This window comes from Bacillus sp. B-jedd, from assembly GCF_000821085.1.
Lineage (GTDB): Bacteria > Bacillota > Bacilli > Bacillales > Cytobacillaceae > Bacillus_D.
In genome coordinates this window covers 1,258,755-1,277,452 of the sequence record NZ_CCXR01000001.1, presented here as the reverse complement: position 1 = coordinate 1,277,452, position 18,698 = coordinate 1,258,755, and the positions used below count along the sequence as shown (strand labels likewise).

The following is an 18,698-nucleotide window of genomic DNA, read 5'->3' as shown; positions in this document are numbered from 1 at the left end:
GAAATATTAACGGTAAATTTAGGCAAAATTCGAGCGGTTTTTTTATGGACGATTATGAGTGGTATAGGAGATAAAGTAGAGTGGCGAAAAAACCAATAAAATGTATTAGACTGGAAAAAATGTTATAATATAAACATCATCTAAATAGTGGAATGATTTCGATTTATCATGGAACTGATAGGTTCTTTGGAGCCTAGTGGGAATATATTTTCAAGAGGTGGATTAAGAGTAAAATGTTCACTGTTCTTACTTATTTTATTTCCTTGGTTGTTATTGTGGGCTCCGTAGGTGTCACGCTCTATTTTAAATCAGAACTCGAAAAAATGTTCCGGGAAAAAAAAGAAGTGGTCGCCTTTCACGTATGCAACGTCCTGATCATCTTAATGGCATCCTTGGCCGTCCACGCGGTCATGGCCTTCATGCTTGAAAAAGAAATCAGCTACACCCTCCAATCAGGCATCCTCCTGCTCATCATCCTGCCAATCTACACAGCCGGCTACTACGCATACGAAAAATACAAACTCGACAACCGCAAATACGCCGTAACCCAAAACGGAAAGGTCCTCATCATCAACGAAAAATACTTGCGAAGGAAATAAAGCAGGGGAAGGTTCGTTTGCTTCATTCGGAACCGAAAGAAGCGATAGAACCTTCCCCTTTATCATTTTCTACAACATTTCTGACTCAAGCCGGAATCCTTCGACGATGACATCTTCATCGACTTCGAGGAGGAGGCAGCGTTTGCCGTTGTAGATGATGTATTTGACGTTTTTAAGGTCTTTAGGATTTATGGTTACATCAGCAATTTTTGTGTTGATTTTAATCGATTTCGGCACGAGGCTGCTTGCTTTGAATTCGTGTTTCTCATCGGACACAACCGATTTAAAGGCGTGCTCGACTTTTGCCGTATCGACATTTTCGACTCCGCTTGCTGTCAGGATATGCTCAACGTCGCGGTAATCGAGTTTCGGCACTTCGCTTTCTTCCAATTCCTCATTTTCCTGCACACGGCGGTCGATTTCCTCATACACATTCGAAATGACCTTTGAATCGACTTCATCGCCAATGACGCTTTTCAAAATTTGTTCAAAGCTGTCCTTGTCTTCCTTCGCGGTGATAATTTCTTCGCAGTTCAGCACTTCTTCTATGAATCTTCCATCTGGCTGGTTGACTTTGCCTGCACAGTATAAAATATGGTTCACATCGGCCGCATTGTCATTGAACGCAGGGAACAGAAAGCCTGATAAAGGCGATGCCAGGTTAATGATCGGGTCAAGGAAATGATGCGATTTGAATTGCTTTTCAATATAGTCAAATGTCAACGCCCGTTTCGGCTGATCGGTTTTGTTGACGCTGCAAAGAATGAACCTGCTTGCATAAACTTCGTCATCTCCGCCCTCTTCGGACTCCAGGTCGCGTTTTTTCGAAGCTTTGCGGTATTCACCGCGTATAAACGTCACGACTGTATCGAATTCATTCGACCCGCGTGCAAACATCTTCTCGACGATGCCAAGCATATACTCTTTCCAGTCCTCTGTCTGTCCTGTCTGAAGGCCTTCATAAAGAATCGTCTGTGTGCTTCCATGAGTTTCATCATCCCGACTGAACTTCAATTCAAACAATTTCGCATCAAGCTGGCCGGTTAAAACCTTTTTAAAGTTGTCCAGGAACAATTCCTGCGCTTCCTGCTCAAGCATCTCAAACGGCTGGCTTACATGGTGATATACCTCACCCGTCTCTTTCTTCACATATACATTAAAAATTTCCCCCAGCTTCAAATAAAAATTATCCAACTTAAACTGTTTCCGAATATTCGCGATGTCTTTTTTATTCATTCGTCTCAACTCCCATCCCCGATTATACTGTCCCGGCAAAAAAATAGAAAGAATCAGGAGAGTCCCATAAAACGAAAAAGGCGCCCAATTGCTTGGGACAGCCTTTAAAAACGTTGTTATAGGTTTACATTTTAGTATCCTACAAAAGAAGCACCAATAATAATCAACAAAATGAACAGTACAACAATTAGCGCGAATGACGTTCCCATTCCTCCGCCGTATCCTCCAGACATCTTTCCTCCACCTCCTTTTCATTTATTGCTATCGATTAATATCCTGACCAGATTGTAGCGCCAATGATAATGAGGAGGATAAACAATACGACAATTAACGCAAAGCTTGACCCGATACCGTAGCCGTAACCATAACCACCATAGCATCCATAGCCCATAATTATCACCACCTTAATAGAGGGCAATTGTATTCCTCTATTAAATAATATGTCGGTATAGCAAAATAGTTTGGACACATTCACCTTTTTATTAAATTCCACGTTCATCTATGTAAAATCCCATGGCAAAATAAAAAGAGAAGCGCGAAACATTGCTTCTCTCTTTAATGAAGTGACTGTATGGTGATGCACGGTGGAGGTCTGAAAGAGGTTCACCTTTCATTTATATGTTATTCCATTTAGTATAATCAGTTTGGACGAGTATCCCTTAAAAATATTATATTTTTTTGCTTAGGCTTTTTTATCCGTGATTGTTGATTTCCACTCCGGGGACATGCTTTCCGCGGGGCGGACCGTGGAGCCTCCTCGGCGTCATAGACGCCTGTGGGGTCTCCACGTGCCGCTGCATCCCGCAGGAGTCAGTCCCCTCCATTCCAATCAACTTCAACGAAAATCAACATTCACCTTTAACTGAGCCATTGCTTAAAAAACCCGGGATTGATTAATCCCGGGCTGCTGTATGGTGTTCGTGTTTGTGGATGCCGAGTACGGTGTCCGCGATGTTGACGGAGTGGTCTCCGATTCTTTCCAGGTTGGAGACGATGTCGACAAATACGATGCCGGACTGGGCTGTGCAAGTTCCTTCGTTCAGGCGCAGGATGTGCTTTTTGCGGAATTTGCGTTCCATTGTGTCGATGATTTCTTCTCTTTCCGCTACGGTGCGGGCGACCATTTTATCATTCTTCTCAAGAGCAAGGATGGCCTGCAGGACCGTTTCCTTTGTCAGTTCAAACATTTCAACCAGGTCGGCCATAGCTTCTTCTGTCAAAATAACCTTATTCGCAACTTGATATTCCACAAGCTCGAGAATATTTTCACAGTGGTCGCCGACCCTCTCAATGTCTCGGATGATATCAATCAAAAAGGAATGTTGCTCCGATTCTTGCGCTGACAATGAAGACCTGGACATTTTGACAAGATACTCCGTGATTTTATTATCCAGATTATTAATCGCCTCTTCAATTTGATACGCCGTATCCGCGTTCTTTCTATTCTTCGTCTGCAGATAATTATACGACTCCTGAATCGCCTGGACGGCAAAATGCCCCATCCGGATAACTTCCTCTTTTGCCGCGACCATGGCAATAGAAGGTGACTGCTCGATTAAATGCGGGTCAAGATGCTTTGGCTTAAATTCGATTTCCACGTCTTCTCCCGGAATAATTTTCGTCACGATCAAAGCAAGGAGCGCGATGAACGGGAACTGTATCAATGTATTTGTCACGTTGAACGTCCCGTGAGCAAAAGCGATTTGCATTGCCGGATTCAGGTTCAGCAGCTGATCAAGCCACGAAATGAACGCCGTGAACGGACTGAGAATGATTATAAAAATAATCGTCCCAATGACGTTGAACATGACATGGACAACCGCCGCCCTTCTCGCCGCCACAGATGCGCCAATCGAGGCAAGCACCGCTGTGATCGTAGTCCCGATATTGTCGCCAAACAGGACCGGCAGCGCCGCATTCAAATCGACAAGCCCTTCAGAGTACAGTCCCTGCAGGATTCCAATCGTCGCACTCGAACTTTGCACGATGATTGTAAACACCGTTCCAACCAAAACGCCAAGGTATTTATTTTCACTCATACTTTGCGTAAGATCGATAAAGGTTTGCAGCTCACGGAGCGGCTTCATCCCATCGCCCATCAATTCCAGGCCATAAAACAAAGCCCCGAAGCCGAAAACCACCATGCCGAAATTATTCAATTTATTATTTTTGAAAAAGAAAAGCAAGAAAGAGCCTACGGCGATAATCGGCAGCGAATATTCGCCAATATCTATCCCAATGATGAAGGCGGTCACGGTCGTCCCAATATTCGCCCCCATAATAACGCCAATCGCCTGGCGCAGTGTCATGAAACCGGCACTGACAAGCCCGATGACAATAACGGTCGTTCCTGAACTCGACTGGATGGCCACCGTCACCATGATCCCCGCAAGGACCCCCATCAACGGATTCGTTGTCAACCGGTCCAGAATGGCCCGCAGACGGTCACCTGCCGATTTTTGCAGGCCGTCCCCCATCGTTTTAATTCCATACAAAAAGATCCCCAGTCCACCAATGAACATGAAGAGAACCTCTGTCCAATTAATCCCCAATACTCTTCCACCCCTGTATACAATATCCTACAAACTATTACCTCACCCCAAATATTAAGGGAACGTATAAGAAAGTACACCTATCCGGAGAAAAATTTACAATCCCTTTACAGTAAATTTACAATAGGGCGCCGGGAGGATGGTCCCGCTTACAAAAGGAACAAAGGGACGGTTCCAGCGCTTCATTCAGGACTCGAATAAAGCAGCGGAACCGCCCCTGCATCACACTCCTACTTGCTTCTTGATCACGTCGAGTTTTTCGGAGAGTTCGTCTGATTTTGTTTTAATTTCGTCTTTTTTCTTTGAGTTAAGGTCGCTCATGTAATTTTCGATTTTGTCGCTCCGGTCTCGGAGTACTTGGACAAGGGCGTTTCTTTCGACTGAATCAATGATTCCTTCTTTTTCAAGCCTGTCGACTGCTTCTGTGATTCTTTTCCGCTCGTTTTCAAAAGTGGTGAAATATTTTGAGTTAATCTTCCCAACCGCGTTATAGTGGTCAAGCGTTGTCCAGACATTATCAGCGAAACGGTGGACTGCCCACCATCTCCACGTATTGATATTGATGGATTCTTTCCAGACTTCTTTTATTTCCGCAAGCTGCTGCTTTGTTTTGACAGAGGAATATTCCCCGCCGCCAGCCTCGGCTACCGCTTTGAGCTGCCTGTCAGCCTCTGTGTCGACATCAAAGCCGATAATATTAATCTTTACATTCGTATTGTCCGCGACAGCCTTTTTAGCCGCGGCAACCGGATCACCATCACATGTCTCAATCCCATCACTGACAACATAAATGAAGTTTTCGACATTCTCACCCTTATGCGCGGCGAGTTGTTCATTGGCCATCGATATCCCCGAAGCCAATGGTGTCCATCCGACAGCGTCGAATTTCTTCAAGGATTCCGCGAAACCCGCATCCTCGTAAGCCTTCAAAGGATACATCGTTTCGACCGCACTGCATGATTTTGCTTTATCGGCATCACTTCCAGAGCCCTGATGGCCGAAAGCAACGAGTGAAACATTCACCGCTTCCGGAAGCTCCTTTGCCAGGTTTTCAATGCTCTTTTTTGCCAAAGCCATCTTGGTTTCGCCACCGACCTTCGCTTTCATGCTTCCGCTCGAGTCGATCACCATGACAACATTGACGGTTTTATCCTCTTCCTTCGTAATTTCGTCCATGCTGATATCCTGAAGGAGGCGGCCGTCCGGCAATCTCAGTTTCTCGTAAATTACCTCATAATTCTCCATCTCCTCGGCGACATCTTTGTAGCTTGCCTGCAGAGCGGAAGTAATCGATTCCATCCATTTTCTTTCGTCCCATTTCTTCGTTTTCTTCTTGCTGATCTCGGCAAAATAAGCATCTACAGCTTCAGTATTCGCTTTCGCCTTTGCATCTTTATCGTCCGAAAACTCCTTGCTTTCTATGTATTTCGTATAAAGTTCGCCCTTTTCAGCTTCTATGTACTCTTTTGCCGTTGTTTTCGGCAGTTCGACTTCGCCAGTAATCGAAATGGACTTCCCCGGTTGAATCTTTCCTTCCTTCGCTTCATTTTTTGTAACTGCCTTTATCTCCTCTTTCTCCTGGCAGCCAAACAGCATCAATGCAGCCAGCAATACAACAACTAAAAGTTTTGCTCGTCTCATCAGTTTCTCCCTTCGCCATGTTGTTTACTATTCTCATTAAACCCAAATTTGTTAAATTATTCAAACGATATAGTGAAAAATTATAGTAAACTCCCATTTTTGGAGATAAGGGTTAATTAAAAAAGGCCAGTTTCCATAAGGAGCCTGACTCTTTTTGGGGGAACGCAACGGATGGCCACTCCCTGTTCAAATATCAAGAAGTAATTCGGATAAAGATTACAACCAGAAAAGTAAAAATAAGCGGAGTAGAAGAAAATAAGTTTGTAAGACGGTTTACAGGTAGCTTTTTGCCAAAATAATAAGAGATGACGCCGATATAAATTGGAACAAGGAATAGTGGCTCCTGCAAAAAAGGAATCGAAACCAAAACTCCCAGGAAAAGAATAATAAGTAACGAAGGGGGATCCTTTTTTGCCAAAAAGAAACAGACAGCAGGATTAATTCTGTGACGGACGTTACCAGATAAACACACAAAAAAATGATGGGGATTAACGGAATGAATTATTTAAAATCCATGAGTAGATTTTTTACAGAATTATAAAGTTCCATTGCAAAATATAGGCAGAAAAACGACACAGCAGAACCGGCCAGCCACTTTCTCATCGTTTATCACCCTCAACAAAGGAATACTTTCTTAAATAGAAACTTATCTCAGTTGTCTTCACGTGGCCTTCCACCCTCGATTACTTTAAAAGCGTCCTTTTTATCAGCATCATTCCTATACAAAGGTTTTTTCGGTTTGCCCATTGGTTCCAGCGCCAATTTTGTTACGCTTAACAAAAGTTCCTTGTCCACTGGCCCCTCTTTGCTTCTTTTCACAAAAAACTCGAAAACTTTGAATCTCATTTTATTAATAATATTCATTTGTAATGAAACCCTTCCTTTCAAAAAAGATTAAAGTCTCCAGCGAATTCCCGTGTATAAAATCTCATGACTACATATTCAATTTTCTTATAGAAATTCCTTCCAAAGGAAGATTCGTTATAGGTTTTTTTGAAAGTCAGGTAAAAGTATTCCTTTCCAATGCAAAAGACCATATCCGCTTTTCCAAGCAAACATGGTCTTTAAAAGATTTGCCTTTTAGTTTTTAGATTCCTCTACTCAATCGCCACATAACGGAACTCACCGAGCGTTTCGAGGTCCCTTAGATATATTTTCCCGTCCTTGAAATCCTGGACTTCCATCGTCATCGTTGCCCGCATCGGCTTTACTTCTTTCCCGTCGTCGAATTTCTTATCATTAGTGAATGTTATGACATGTGTGCTCTTGTCATATTTCCAAGTTCCCAGGAAGGCGTTGTCCTTAGAAGGATACGCATCATTGGCATAGCCCTCATAACGGCCGTCCGCGAAAAGGACGATGGAAGGCGTCGAGCCTTCATTCCCCCACTTCCCAACGAGTTCCTTCCCGTCCTCGGAAATGTTTTCTTCTACCGCATCCCGGTCAATGCCGGCGGACTTGTCCAGGTCCTTCAGCATTTGCCTGTTGATCGTACCATCACCAATCGGCTCAAGGTCATGCAGCAATTTGTAGCCTTCAATCCAAAGCTCATCCGCTTTATCTGTCGAATCTGCGGAACTCAGCCATAGTTCCGAATCCTTCTTCTTGATCGCTTCCTTCATCGTTCCAATACTCTTGTCAAAATGAGTCATCGATTGGACCAACAAAGCCTGCACTTCTTTGTATTCCTCTGGTGCCTCGATTGACTTGTAGTCGATTACAACCTCCTGTAAGGCATCCAAATGTTCGAGAATTTGATTATCGCGCTTCTTCCCTGGGCTTTGCTTGCCAACCTCACTAATCGATTTAAACTCGGCATCCAGCCTGTCTTTCAAATCATAAAGTTTTTTCGGATAGTCCTCTTTTGAAACCTTGACCATCTCGATCTTCGCAGGCTTCGTATCCTTCCCGCCGGCTTCCGACGTATTGCACGCCGTCAAAATTCCCACGGCGAGAAGTCCCACTGCCAATAGTTTTCCCTTCATCCTATGAACCTCCTGACTATAAACTTTTGCGAAATTTAAAGCGTGTTATGTATGCACAGTGATTATCACTATGGATATAGTAATATTCTCACTCCCCCTATTTTCTCAAAAAATGGTTTTTTGTCCAATAATTTGAGCGGGTCTTGAAACAGAAATGAATTTTCCCAACATGTTTTAGGTTTAAAATCTGATTCATTTTTTGCAAAAAAAAGACCCTCACAAACAAGTTGTGAAAGTCCTGGTTATTTCGGTTCATGAATCTAAATGCAAATCACAAAAATGGAACCGTCCATCTTCCCTCTTACCGCCAACGATCATATCAATCTTCTTTTTGAACAAGGGCCCTTCAAATAGAAACGTATGAAATTCACCATTTTCTCCGCACGGATCTGCTTTTTCCGGGAGTTCCTTCAGAAAGTCATCGTCAATTACCTGGCCAAGAAACTTGCTCGGAAGCTGCTCCGTATCCACACATGTGGTGATCGTTTTGAACCCCAACGCGGTAAATTCCTTGATAAGTTTGTTGGTACTCAGGCCCCAAAGCGGAAATATCGCTTTCAGGCCATGGTTCCTGACGAGATTTTCCCGGTAACTCCTTACATCCTCGAGAAGAATATCCCCGAACATCACCGCGGTGATCCCCTCTTTTTGCAGCGATTCCAGCATTTCATCCATCCGCTGCTGATACACTTCATTAGGGCAGTCCTTTGGTATGTACATTTTTCTTAGCGGCAGCCCGAGGCTCTCCGCCTGCTTTTCCAACAGGTTTTCCCTGATTCCATGGATGCTGACCCGTTGATAGTCCTCGGTAATCGTCGTAAACAATGAATCCACGATATAATTTCCTTCCTGCAACAGCTTGTAGGTTGCGAAGCCGCTATCCTTACCGCCGCTCCATGAAACAGCTATTCGTTCTTTCATTTTCTCTCCTCCAACTTGTGCCCAGCTAACCAACTTCGATAACTCCTTGTGAAAGTCCTTTTCTTTTTTGCAAAAATAAATACATCTTGGTTACTGCCTTTGATCTTTGGACAGCAATCAAGAAAACAGTCGGGTAGCTGTCCAAACATGAGGCGGCTTCGGACAACATTTCAGTAAACTCCCGTCCGGCTGTCCCAACATCAGGCCACTTCGGACAGATTGCAACCAAAAAGCCGGCGAACTGTCCCAACATCGATTAACTTCGGACAACATTCCAGCAAACTCCCGCCCGGCTGTCCAAACATCAGGCCACTTCGGACAGATTGCAACCAAAAAGCCGGTGAACTGTCCCAACATCGATTAACTTCGGACAACATTCTAGAAAATTGCCACCTGGCTGTCCAAACATCAGGCCACTTCGGACAGATTGCAGCCAAAAAGCCGGTGAACTGTCCCAACATAAAATAACTTCGGACAACATTCTAGAAAGTTGCCGCCCGGCTGTCCCAACATCAGTCCACTTCGGACAGATTGCAACCAAAAAGCCGGCGAATTGTCCCAACATCGATTAACTTCGGACAACATTCTATAAAATTGCCGCCTGGCTATCCAAACATCAGGCCACTTCGGACAGATTGCAGCCAAAAAGCCGCCCGGCTGTCCCAACCTACAGCAACCCTCACCCTGCTTTTGGAATACATTCCCTCTGACTTACTCAAACTAATCGTAAACGACCAAATGGAGTGAAAGCAAATGAATAAAGTGATAAAAGCCAGCGTGGTTTGCCTGATTCTTTTGACAATGGCGGGCTGTGGGGCTGGCAATGGATTTAATGGAAATAAAGCACAAATAAATCAATTGAACACGAATAAAATTGGCGAGGATCGTCCGGTGCGAGTGTCTTCTAAAGCGGCCCGCTCGGTGGAACGCCTTGCTGAAGTACAGAGCGCCCATGTAATTATCGACAACCAAAGCGCCTATGTTGCTATTAGATTGAATGATGCCCAGAGTTTGAGGGCACAGGGTTACCGGACAAATAAGGAAGATACCGGCAATAAAAATGCAGGAACATTCGGAAATCCTGGATACCAGGGGTATGGTTACGGCACTCAAACCGGCGAGTACAGCGGTACAGGAATTGGCGGGGGCAGCATTGAAGGTCTGGCACTCGAAGACACAGGCCAAAGTCAAAAAAGCTTTGGCGCGGGAAACGGAGCCAATCCGGGCACAACTAGCAATCCAAAGATCATTACTGATTCATCAACACACGGAGTCTCCAATTCCCTAATAGAACGGATCGCCAACCTGGTCGCGAGTGCTGATCCAACCATTCAAAGGGTTTACCTGTCTTTCAATCATGAATTTTATATGAGGATGAACCGTTTTGTCGATGATGTTAACAATGTGCAAAGTGGAATTGGAAGCGACGTCAGAAAAGCAGTTAAGGATCTGTTCGGGAAGCAGTGACAACTTTCCAACCAAAGCAAGAAAAGCTGGTATGAAGGTGGAACTCATACCGGCTTTCTTTTTGAAAAGGGATAGTTTTCAACATGCAAAATCCGCTCAACTGCAATCACATACACTCAACTGTTTCACCACCGGAATTTTGCAAAAGAAAAGGTTCTTTATTATAACCCTATCCGTCATGCTGCTCACGTACAGGCTCCGGAATTCCTTTTCCTGAAATTGCATGATTTTTTCCAAAACATAAATATGATCGTACATCATTTCCATCTCCCTTAATCTTGTTATCTCCATCTTACAAGGCTATACAGACGAAAACATTGGCCTTAATAATGGAAATGTCTACGACTTTGGGATGAAAATAGTTGCTGTTCGCGTTCTAAGTCTTCGTTTAGAACGCGAAAGGACGGATGCCCATTGCCGTTCGCGTTCTAAGTCTTCGTTTAGAACGCGAAAGGACAGACGGCCACTGCTATTCGCGTTCTAAGTCTTCGTTTAGAACCCGAAAGGACAGATGCCCATTGCTGTCCGCGTTCTAAGTCTCCGTTTAGAACGCGAAAGGACGGATGCCCATTGCTGTTCGCGTTCTAAGTCTTCGTTTAGAACGCGAAAGGACGGATGCCCATTGCCGTTCGCGTTCTAAGTCTTCGTTTAGAACGCCAAAGGACGGATGCACATTGCTGTTCGCGTTCTAAGTCTTCGTTTAGAACCCGAAGAACCCGCTGTACATTGCTGTTCGGGCTCTAAATCCCCGTTTAGTGCCCGAAGACCTGCCTGTACACCGCCGTTCGGGCTCTAAATCCCCGTTTAGTGCCCGAAGACCTGCCTGTACACCGCTGTTCGGGCTCTAAATCCCCGTTTAGTGCCCGAAGACCTGCCTGTATACCTCTGCTCGGGCTCTAGTCATCATGGCGCAACTTTCAGCTCCTTTTGTGGAATTACAAAAAAGAAGCAGAGGTCTCTCCCTGCTCCATAATTAGAATTTCCTCGCCGCTGTAAACTGGCAGAATGCTATTCTTATAAATACTTCTTTATTTTCGGAAACACCTTCAGTGCTGTCTCGTAAAACACTGCTTCATGATGTTCCTGCGGAATAATGTCCGCAATGAATTCGATGTACGGCTTGATTGGCGTGAGAGGCCAATCGGTTCCGAACAGGAATTTCTCGTAATTGTTCGTGAAGGTGAGAGCGTGCAAAAGGTGGTCAAAGAACCTCGTTTGCTGCAGGCCCCTGATTTCCCCATCCGGCCCTACAACAAGGCCGGACAAGTCTGCATACACATTGCGGTTTTTATAGACGATCTCCGCACCGTCAAGGACCCACGGATCGCCGAAGTGCGCCATCATGATTGTCATGTCCCGATGTTTGACTGCGACCTCGTCAATCGCGAGCGGATGCGAAAAACGAAGGCGCCCTCGCTCGGAATACGTATCACCAGTGTGAAAGACAACCGGGACGCCGTACTCCTCCGCAATTCTGTAAACAGGTTCGTAGACGTCGTCATACGCGTAAAACGGATAGTAGCCGAGATAAATCTTAATGCCGACACAATCGGGCTTTTGCACCTCGCGTTCAAGCCTTGCAAGCGCATCCCGATCTAATTTAAAGGGATTAACCCCTGCGCAGTAAACGATATTCTTCGGCACTGCGGGCGTCAGATCGATGCCCATTGGCGTATCGGCAGCCGAGTCGGGAAACCCTTCCCCGGCTGTTTCTGTCACGCCCATCGCAATCCCGAGGACAACCCCATTGTCTGCGAACTCCTTCTCGATTCCTTCATAAGAATAATCAACTTTCGAAAGGTCCCGGGCCGTCTCATGAAAACTTGCAATGTTGGAATAGTGGATATGCGCATCAATGATTTTCATCGCAAACCTCTTTAAACGACAGTTTTTGTAAGGCTTTCACTTCATCCCTTGTAAGCACCCGGTCATTCCCCACAAGGAACGAAGGTGCGGACAGCCATTCAGATCCGTCCGCCAGGTCGACTTCCCGGTCCACTCCGATTAGCATGACTTCCTTGTTCATATACGTTTCCATTGACGACATTTCCCTGTCGGCAATGAATTGGAGGAAGGCATCACAGTCATTCGAACCGACAACCGCATGGCCGGACAGGAAGGAAACGATTTCCGCTTTTCCCGCATGATAAGTCCTTGTTTCCCCGGCATTCTTTACCCAGCCCTCTTTGAAAAACAGCTGGCTGAACCAGTTTTTACGGTGAAAATACGTCCCACTGTGCTGGCTGAGCTTCGTGACATTCACAAGGATTGGAACACCTGGCAGCATACAGAAATATTGATGGATACCAAGGCCTTTAACACCTTCGTTCTCTTCAAAAACAGTCGATACGCGCAGCCCCTGCCACGTACGGCCTTCCCCGTCAAGAAGCGAGACTGGCGCCACTTCGGTTTTTTCTTTTGCAAAAGATTTGGTGTTGATTCCTTCGAAGCCGGTCACCATTCCGCCGGCCCATGGATTCCACCATGCTCGTGGAGCTAGCGCAGGGAAAGAAGTATCCAGCCACTCCCTGCCGCCGACTTTCAGCGAGAATAGGGAAGGATAAAAACCTTCCGCCGCGGCAATCGAAAGGACGCCATTATCTGCCGCCAACACCCGCAGCCCCTCACGATCCTCTGCCCCACAGAAAACCGGGCCGTCTGCAGGATTCAAGACGAGTGCTTCTGATGTGTCGCTAATTCCATTAATCTCATAAGTTGCCGACACAGAGGACAGCGGTGCCCCGCCTCTTTCCGTGAATGCTGAAACCTCTCGCTTCCTATCATCCTGGGCGACTTTTGTTTTATAAAAAGAGGCTTCAGCCATAGCAAAACTGACTTCACCATCAATAAAACTTGTTTTTCGGTCGGAAAGGATGATTTCCGCAGACCCGTCTTCCCTGGCAGCGGCCTGCACTTCAATTGGTTTCATCGGCACTTCGCTCTTGTGCGTCAGCCGAGTCGCATACTCACGGAATTCCCGCCAGTCCTGGTAGGCACCAAATGTAAACGTGACCGGTTTCGTCCTCAGTTCCCCGCCAGCCGGAATATGGCCAAGTTCGTGTTCCACATACATATACCACGACTCGAAATGGATGGACGCATCCCGCGGCCAGGCGACTCCGTGCGCATATGGCCCCTGGCGCGAGAACAGCCAGTTTTCGGAAATCCTTTTGCTGTCCCATAAACCGTAATCACCATCCGCTTTCTCATTGAACCCGACAATGTCCCCATCCAGAGCAAACACCGGCTGATTGAGTTCGTGATAAACAGGCTGATTTAGGCAGACGGGCGTTTCCGTCTCCGAAGCGCGAGTATTACGGATGGTATAAGACTGCTCTAGCATTCCTTCACCGTACAGCTTCGACTCACTGACAAGCTCAATACCATTGAAGTCGGTGGATACATAAACGGCTTCCATGACCATGGCGCCACCTTCCTCGCGGTAACAAACGCTTGCGGGCTTCCGTTTTGAAAATTCGCTGGAATACGGCTTGCCTAGCTTCGGAAAAAGGCCCATTGTTTTCTGTGCGCCTTTTGTCAGCCTGCCTGGAACGAGCCTGTTGTCGAACTTCCGCAAATACATATGGTACAAACCGTTGTAAATGTGCCAGTAATCATCGCATTCACCGCTGAACCTCGCCCCCGGTCCTTTGAAGCCAAGACCAAGCCTTTTGGCAAAAGTGGTCTTTAACCCGCTTTCAGTCACTGCCTCCACTTTCAGCTCTGGTGAATAGAATCCGAAGCGTTTCAGCACATAAGGAATCGCAATTGAAGTTTTCGCTTTTGCCTCGAGATCGACAGTAACCAATTTTCCACGTAGCTCTAAAAACTCGCTTTCAGGAAACTCGATAGTGAATACAGCCGGTTCGTTGAAATTATTTTCGACGTCAAGATAGAATACAGCCTCATCCTCCAGGAAGCTCGGCGACCCGGGTACCGTTCCCTTTACCTTCGCCGGCCGCTTCGATAGGACACCAACAGCGAACTCCGCTTTCTTGCGGTTGATCAAAGCCCTGGTGATTACGGACGGATGGGTGCGCATGGTGTTCTGCTCCTCATCCAGTCCGCCAAGATTGAATTTCGCTTCAATCGTTGTTTCGTCTTCAACCGTCACACTCGTTTTAAAATCAAATTTGATATTCTTATGATCTTTACCTTCAAGCTCAACAGTTAGCGGTTTCCCCGATTTATTCTTCAGATGGTATGTGACCGTGTATTCAGCTCCACAGACGAGCTGGAAGTTCTCGGCTGTAACAGAAACAAGGTAATCATCCGTTTCAATTGACCTCACGCCACGGCCGGTCCGTTCAAACTCCATCCTTAACGAGTCGGTGTCCGACTCCCAGCTGTATTCATAATAAGTAAAGCCATTGTCCTTCCTGCCATCAGGCGCCACATCAATAGCCCGTGTACCAGCACTATACCAGTCAATTCCGGCAAAATAATCCGCAACCGCTTCAGTATTTAAAACCGTCGGCATGAAATTCATCAGATGGGTAGTGTCATCACGGTCTTCCCAGAAGAAACCGCATTTCTTATAAAGGGGCACCGCTTTCGTGTTTCCCGCCCATGTATAGAGGTCGAGGCGCGGCCAGCCAAGTTCGACCGTGCGTTCCAAAGCCTTCAGGACAAGCTCCCTGCCAATCTTTTTGCCATGGTAATCAGTCCGTACATTGAGGAGCGGGATATACAGCGCCCCCTCGTCCTCTCGGTATTCACAAAGCCCGCAATAGCCGACGACTTCTTCGCCATCCATCGCCAAGTATAAATTAAGGTTACCCGAGTTCGCTTCCTGGACACGGACCTTTTCTGCCGTCGTAATCTGGGCATCTCCCCCCCAGCCTTCGCGGCTCTTGTTCCACATCTGTGCGACACCCTCGGCAAGTCCTTCATGATATTCAACGATCCTGATTTTTTCTTTCGTTAATTCCATAAATTAAATCCCCCGTTCCGGGCCAGTGCCCAACTACGTCTCAATTTTCCTATCATCCTCGTAATCTCCACCTGCAAAAATTCCATAAACACCAATCAACATCTTCTTCTCCTCCTTTGAAATTATTGGTTTTGCAACCATCTTCTACTATAAAGGAACACAAACTGGATAGTAAAGGAATTTTCAGAATTTATTAATAACCTGTACTACTTTTGCACAGGAAAAGAATATCCTTATAGAGAATACTATTGTTACAATATAGGTTGAACCTAATTGTTACACCTTTAATTTGAAAGGCTGGTTGATTGGAGCTCAGGCATGTAGACTCCTCGAAAATCCTCAATTATGCTAACGCATAATTTCGTGCGAGGATTATTCTTGGAAGCTTTCCTTTGTGCTATCGCATTTCCTTCGTGCAAAGCCCATTCAAGGTAGCTGGTTGTCCTGCGGGATAGTGCAGACTCCGAAACAATAAAAATCGAACATTTGCAGGCAGGAAAGTTACAAAAACCCGCAAAATGTGACAAAATAAAAATAAAACCCTACCATTTATATGGAATTAATGGTATAAACCACTTATAGTTACATATCCAATTCCCTCTGTCCAGTAAAAAGGAGGTGCCAGTATATGAGGTTAAAAAAAATATTAAACAATAATGCGATTATCATTAGAGACGGAAACGAAGAGAAAATTGCCATCGGGACGGGAATCGCTTTTCAAAAAAAGAAAAACGATATCATCGATTCACGAAAAATTGAAAAACTATTTGTCCTGAATGAACATGAAAAGTTTCAGCAGCTCCTTCAAAAAATACCTACCGAACATTTCACGCTTACCGAGGAAATTATTGATTATGCCGAGAAGGCTTTGGGGACGAAATTAAACAGCCATATTCATTTATCCTTAACTGACCACCTTACTTTTGCCATCGATAGGATCCGCTCTGGAATCATTCTTAAAAATAAGCTCTTGAATGAAATTAAAATCCTTTATAAAAAGGAATTCCAAATAAGTCTTTGGGCACTCGAACACATCAAAAAGAAGCTTAATATCGAAATGCCGATTGATGAAGCTGGCTTTATATCCCTCCATCTCCATGCTGCGAATGCTGAAAACGCAAATATGAAGCAGACGATTCGGCAAACCACCATTATTAACGAAATGGTTAGAACCTTTAATGCGTATTTTAATATGGAAGTTTCCGAAGAAAACATCTCTTATCAAAGGTTCATTACCCATCTCCGTTTCGCTTTATTGAGAATCGATAATGAGGAACCCTATAGTTTGGACAGTGAGATGAACCAGTTAATTATCAATAAATACCCAGTTGCCTACGATTGCGCGAAAGAAATGGCCAGGGTTCTTTTGCATAAATATGAAATTTCCCTTGCCACAGATGAACTTGGTTATCTTACCCTTCATATTGAACGATTAAGGAACCTCGACCAATAGCGGGATTGTTGTACCGTCCCTAATACACCCAAAAACGCCTGGATTACCAAATCCAGGCGTTTCTGTTTTTAGAAATTATCTTCTATGCAATTTTGCCATTTCGTCTGCAACGAATTGGACACTTGTTCCGACAATGACTTGAATGCTGTGCGGTCCGACTACGTTAACGCCCGGAACGCCTGTTGCTTTGATTTTCTTCTGGTCAACCGCATCCATATCCTTTACTTCAAGGCGCAGCCTTGTTGTACAGTTGTCAATCGCCTTAACGTTTTCCTTGCCGCCGAGGCCATCATAAATCTTGGCAGCCAATACTGCATGCTTATCATCGCCAGCAGCATAAGCTTCATCTTCAACTTCCAGATCCTCATCCTCTTCACGGCCAGGCGTTTTAAGATTGAATTTCGTAATAATGAAACGGAATAAGAAGTAGTAAATAACAGCGAATACGAGCCCCTGAACAAGCAGCATGTATGGCTGGTTTGCCAATGGCAACCTAGAGCTAAGGATAAAGTCAACCAGTCCCGCACTGAACCCGAATCCTGCTGTCCAGTGGAATAGGGCCGCAACTGTTAATGAAAGGCCAGTTAGTACTGCGTGGACAAGATAAAGTCCAGGAGCCAGGAACATAAATGCAAATTCGATTGGCTCTGTAACGCCAGTGAAGAATGCCGCGAAACCTGCTGCAAGCATTAAGGAAGCAGCTTGTTTCTTCTTCTTTGTTTTGGCTGTATGGACCATGGCTAATGCCGCGGCTGGCAGACCGAACATCATAACAGGGAAGAATCCGGCCTGGTACATACCAGTAACGCCCTTTACGCCCTTGCTAGCCCAGAAATTCCCGATATCATTAATACCCGCCACGTCAAACCAGAAAACGGAATTCAATGCGTGGTGCAAACCAGTCGGGATTAATAGACGGTTGAAGAATCCGTACAAACCGGCGCCTACAGCACCTAATTTACTCATTCCTGTACCGAAAGAGACCAAGCCAGAGAAAATAGCCGGCCAGACAAAGAATAATGCGCCTGAAACAACGAGCATGGTAACTGCTGTCATAATTGGAACAAGCCTCTTACCGCTGAAAAATGCCAGCGCATCAGGCAGCTTTACATGGCTGAAACGGTTGTACATATTGGAAGCAATAATACCTGAGATAATTCCGATAAAGGCATTTCCGATTTTGCCAAAGGCTGGGTCAACCTTTTCCACTTCAATACCTTGAAGCATGGATACACTTCCAGGCGATAGTAAAGTGGTGACGACAAGATAGGCCACGAGACCGCTGAGAGCCGCGGATCCATCTCTTTCCTTGGACATCCCAAATGCGATACCGACAGCAAAAAGGATTGGAATATTATCAATGATTGAAGCGCCCGCCTTGATTAGGAAAGCTGCGAGCGGACTGTCAGCACCCCACCCGGTAGGGTCGATCCAGTAACCAATACCCATTAAAATCGCGGCTGCCGGCAAGACAGCTACTGGCAGCATCAAAGAGCGGCCAAGCCGTTGAAAATAATTTTTCACTATTCATTTCCCCCTTAACTAATTCTTTTACTACTGGCATTCAAATAAGAAAATAAAAGCTGTAAAAATTAAAATAAAGCCAGCACTGAAGCAGATTTTTCTTTTCCCGCACCACCTCCTCAAAGGTATTCTCCAGCCGATTGGAAGCGCTCTCTTCCCTTTGGACAACTGTCCGCTCATCTTTCCCTAAGAGAACAATTCCGGCATTCTATCATCAAGTTAAAAAACATGTTGCCAGAGCCAACGTCTGGCTTAAATGGCCAGACATGCTAAAAATGAAGAAAAGGCATGGAGGCGCAATAAAAATGAACGGATTCATTTCATTTCACCACCATGCCTGATCGGATCAGTAACATGTGATCGATATTCATATTACCTAAATTTTAG

General features: G+C 45.3%; 14 protein-coding genes. 3 read left to right on the top strand and 11 right to left on the bottom strand.

Annotated elements, in window-relative coordinates:
• Positions 1-233: 233 nt before the first annotated feature.
• Positions 234-599: a hypothetical protein gene (locus BN1002_RS06320; protein ID WP_048824170.1), complete on the top strand. Its 366-nt coding sequence runs from the start codon at positions 234-236 to the stop codon at positions 597-599.
• Between the two features lie 69 nt (positions 600-668).
• Here the strand turns inward: BN1002_RS06320 and BN1002_RS06315 are convergent, their stop codons facing one another.
• From BN1002_RS06315 to BN1002_RS06290, 8 genes are all read right to left on the bottom strand, one after another.
• Positions 669-1,835, bottom strand: coding sequence for a DUF4317 domain-containing protein (locus BN1002_RS06315; RefSeq protein WP_048824169.1), 1,167 nt, complete (start codon positions 1,833-1,835; stop codon positions 669-671).
• A 131-nt stretch (positions 1,836-1,966) separates the two neighbouring features.
• Positions 1,967-2,044: a YjcZ family sporulation protein gene (locus tag BN1002_RS23205; RefSeq protein ID WP_442853410.1), complete on the bottom strand. Its 78-nt coding sequence runs from the start codon at positions 2,042-2,044 to the stop codon at positions 1,967-1,969.
• A 59-nt stretch (positions 2,045-2,103) separates the two neighbouring features.
• A complete protein-coding gene (locus tag BN1002_RS23200) occupies positions 2,104-2,226 on the bottom strand; it encodes a YjcZ family sporulation protein (RefSeq protein WP_082036156.1) in 123 nt (40 codons plus the stop codon).
• 502 nt (positions 2,227-2,728) lie between these two features.
• Positions 2,729-4,357, bottom strand: coding sequence for a Na/Pi cotransporter family protein (locus tag BN1002_RS06310; protein WP_197072857.1), 1,629 nt, complete (start codon positions 4,355-4,357; stop codon positions 2,729-2,731).
• Positions 4,358-4,609: 252 nt separating this feature from the next.
• Positions 4,610-6,028, bottom strand: a complete 1,419-nt coding sequence (locus BN1002_RS06305; protein WP_048824167.1) for a vWA domain-containing protein — start codon at positions 6,026-6,028, stop codon at positions 4,610-4,612.
• 651 nt (positions 6,029-6,679) lie between these two features.
• Positions 6,680-6,892 (bottom strand): hypothetical protein, encoded by a 213-nt coding sequence (locus BN1002_RS06300; protein WP_148362741.1) that lies wholly within the window; start codon positions 6,890-6,892, stop codon positions 6,680-6,682.
• Positions 6,893-7,125: 233 nt separating this feature from the next.
• Complete coding sequence (locus BN1002_RS06295; RefSeq protein ID WP_048824165.1) at positions 7,126-8,013, bottom strand: DUF7018 domain-containing (lipo)protein; 888 nt, start codon at positions 8,011-8,013, stop codon at positions 7,126-7,128.
• 252 nt (positions 8,014-8,265) lie between these two features.
• Positions 8,266-8,934: a Dph6-related ATP pyrophosphatase gene (locus BN1002_RS06290; protein WP_048827792.1), complete on the bottom strand. Its 669-nt coding sequence runs from the start codon at positions 8,932-8,934 to the stop codon at positions 8,266-8,268.
• A gap of 753 nt (positions 8,935-9,687) precedes the next feature.
• On the opposite strand from BN1002_RS06290, the gene BN1002_RS06280 reads away from it, so the two are divergent.
• Positions 9,688-10,401, top strand: coding sequence for a YhcN/YlaJ family sporulation lipoprotein (locus tag BN1002_RS06280; RefSeq protein WP_048824163.1), 714 nt, complete (start codon positions 9,688-9,690; stop codon positions 10,399-10,401).
• 1,014 nt (positions 10,402-11,415) lie between these two features.
• Here BN1002_RS06280 and BN1002_RS06275 read toward each other — a convergent pair.
• Positions 11,416-12,267 carry an amidohydrolase family protein gene (locus tag BN1002_RS06275; protein WP_048824162.1) on the bottom strand — a complete coding sequence of 284 codons (852 nt, stop codon included), beginning with the start codon at positions 12,265-12,267 and terminating at the stop codon, positions 11,416-11,418.
• Positions 12,254-15,334, bottom strand: coding sequence for a GNAT family N-acetyltransferase (locus BN1002_RS06270; protein WP_048824161.1), 3,081 nt, complete (start codon positions 15,332-15,334; stop codon positions 12,254-12,256). The genes BN1002_RS06275 and BN1002_RS06270 overlap by 14 nt, the downstream gene beginning before the upstream one ends.
• Positions 15,335-15,962: 628 nt before the next feature.
• Here BN1002_RS06270 and BN1002_RS06265 point away from each other — a divergent pair.
• Positions 15,963-16,787: a PRD domain-containing protein gene (locus BN1002_RS06265; RefSeq protein ID WP_048824160.1), complete on the top strand. Its 825-nt coding sequence runs from the start codon at positions 15,963-15,965 to the stop codon at positions 16,785-16,787.
• A gap of 75 nt (positions 16,788-16,862) precedes the next feature.
• On the opposite strand, the gene nagE is transcribed toward BN1002_RS06265, so the two are convergent.
• Positions 16,863-18,311: an N-acetylglucosamine-specific PTS transporter subunit IIBC gene (gene nagE / locus BN1002_RS06260; RefSeq protein ID WP_082036155.1), complete on the bottom strand. Its 1,449-nt coding sequence runs from the start codon at positions 18,309-18,311 to the stop codon at positions 16,863-16,865.
• Positions 18,312-18,698 lie beyond the last annotated feature (387 nt).

Coding starts and splice junctions, on each gene's coding strand:
- BN1002_RS06320 (WP_048824170.1), top strand. CDS start 234: ATGTTCACTGTTCTTACTTATTTTATTTCCTTGGTTGTTATTGTGGGC.
- BN1002_RS06315 (WP_048824169.1), bottom strand. CDS start 1,835: ATGAATAAAAAAGACATCGCGAATATTCGGAAACAGTTTAAGTTGGAT.
- BN1002_RS23205 (WP_442853410.1), bottom strand. CDS start 2,044: ATGGGAACGTCATTCGCGCTAATTGTTGTACTGTTCATTTTGTTGATT.
- BN1002_RS23200 (WP_082036156.1), bottom strand. CDS start 2,226: ATGGGCTATGGATGCTATGGTGGTTATGGTTACGGCTACGGTATCGGG.
- BN1002_RS06310 (WP_197072857.1), bottom strand. CDS start 4,357: ATGTTCATTGGTGGACTGGGGATCTTTTTGTATGGAATTAAAACGATG.
- BN1002_RS06305 (WP_048824167.1), bottom strand. CDS start 6,028: ATGAGACGAGCAAAACTTTTAGTTGTTGTATTGCTGGCTGCATTGATG.
- BN1002_RS06300 (WP_148362741.1), bottom strand. CDS start 6,892: ATGAATATTATTAATAAAATGAGATTCAAAGTTTTCGAGTTTTTTGTG.
- BN1002_RS06295 (WP_048824165.1), bottom strand. CDS start 8,013: ATGAAGGGAAAACTATTGGCAGTGGGACTTCTCGCCGTGGGAATTTTG.
- BN1002_RS06290 (WP_048827792.1), bottom strand. CDS start 8,934: ATGAAAGAACGAATAGCTGTTTCATGGAGCGGCGGTAAGGATAGCGGC.
- BN1002_RS06280 (WP_048824163.1), top strand. CDS start 9,688: ATGAATAAAGTGATAAAAGCCAGCGTGGTTTGCCTGATTCTTTTGACA.
- BN1002_RS06275 (WP_048824162.1), bottom strand. CDS start 12,267: ATGAAAATCATTGATGCGCATATCCACTATTCCAACATTGCAAGTTTT.
- BN1002_RS06270 (WP_048824161.1), bottom strand. CDS start 15,334: ATGGAATTAACGAAAGAAAAAATCAGGATCGTTGAATATCATGAAGGA.
- BN1002_RS06265 (WP_048824160.1), top strand. CDS start 15,963: ATGAGGTTAAAAAAAATATTAAACAATAATGCGATTATCATTAGAGAC.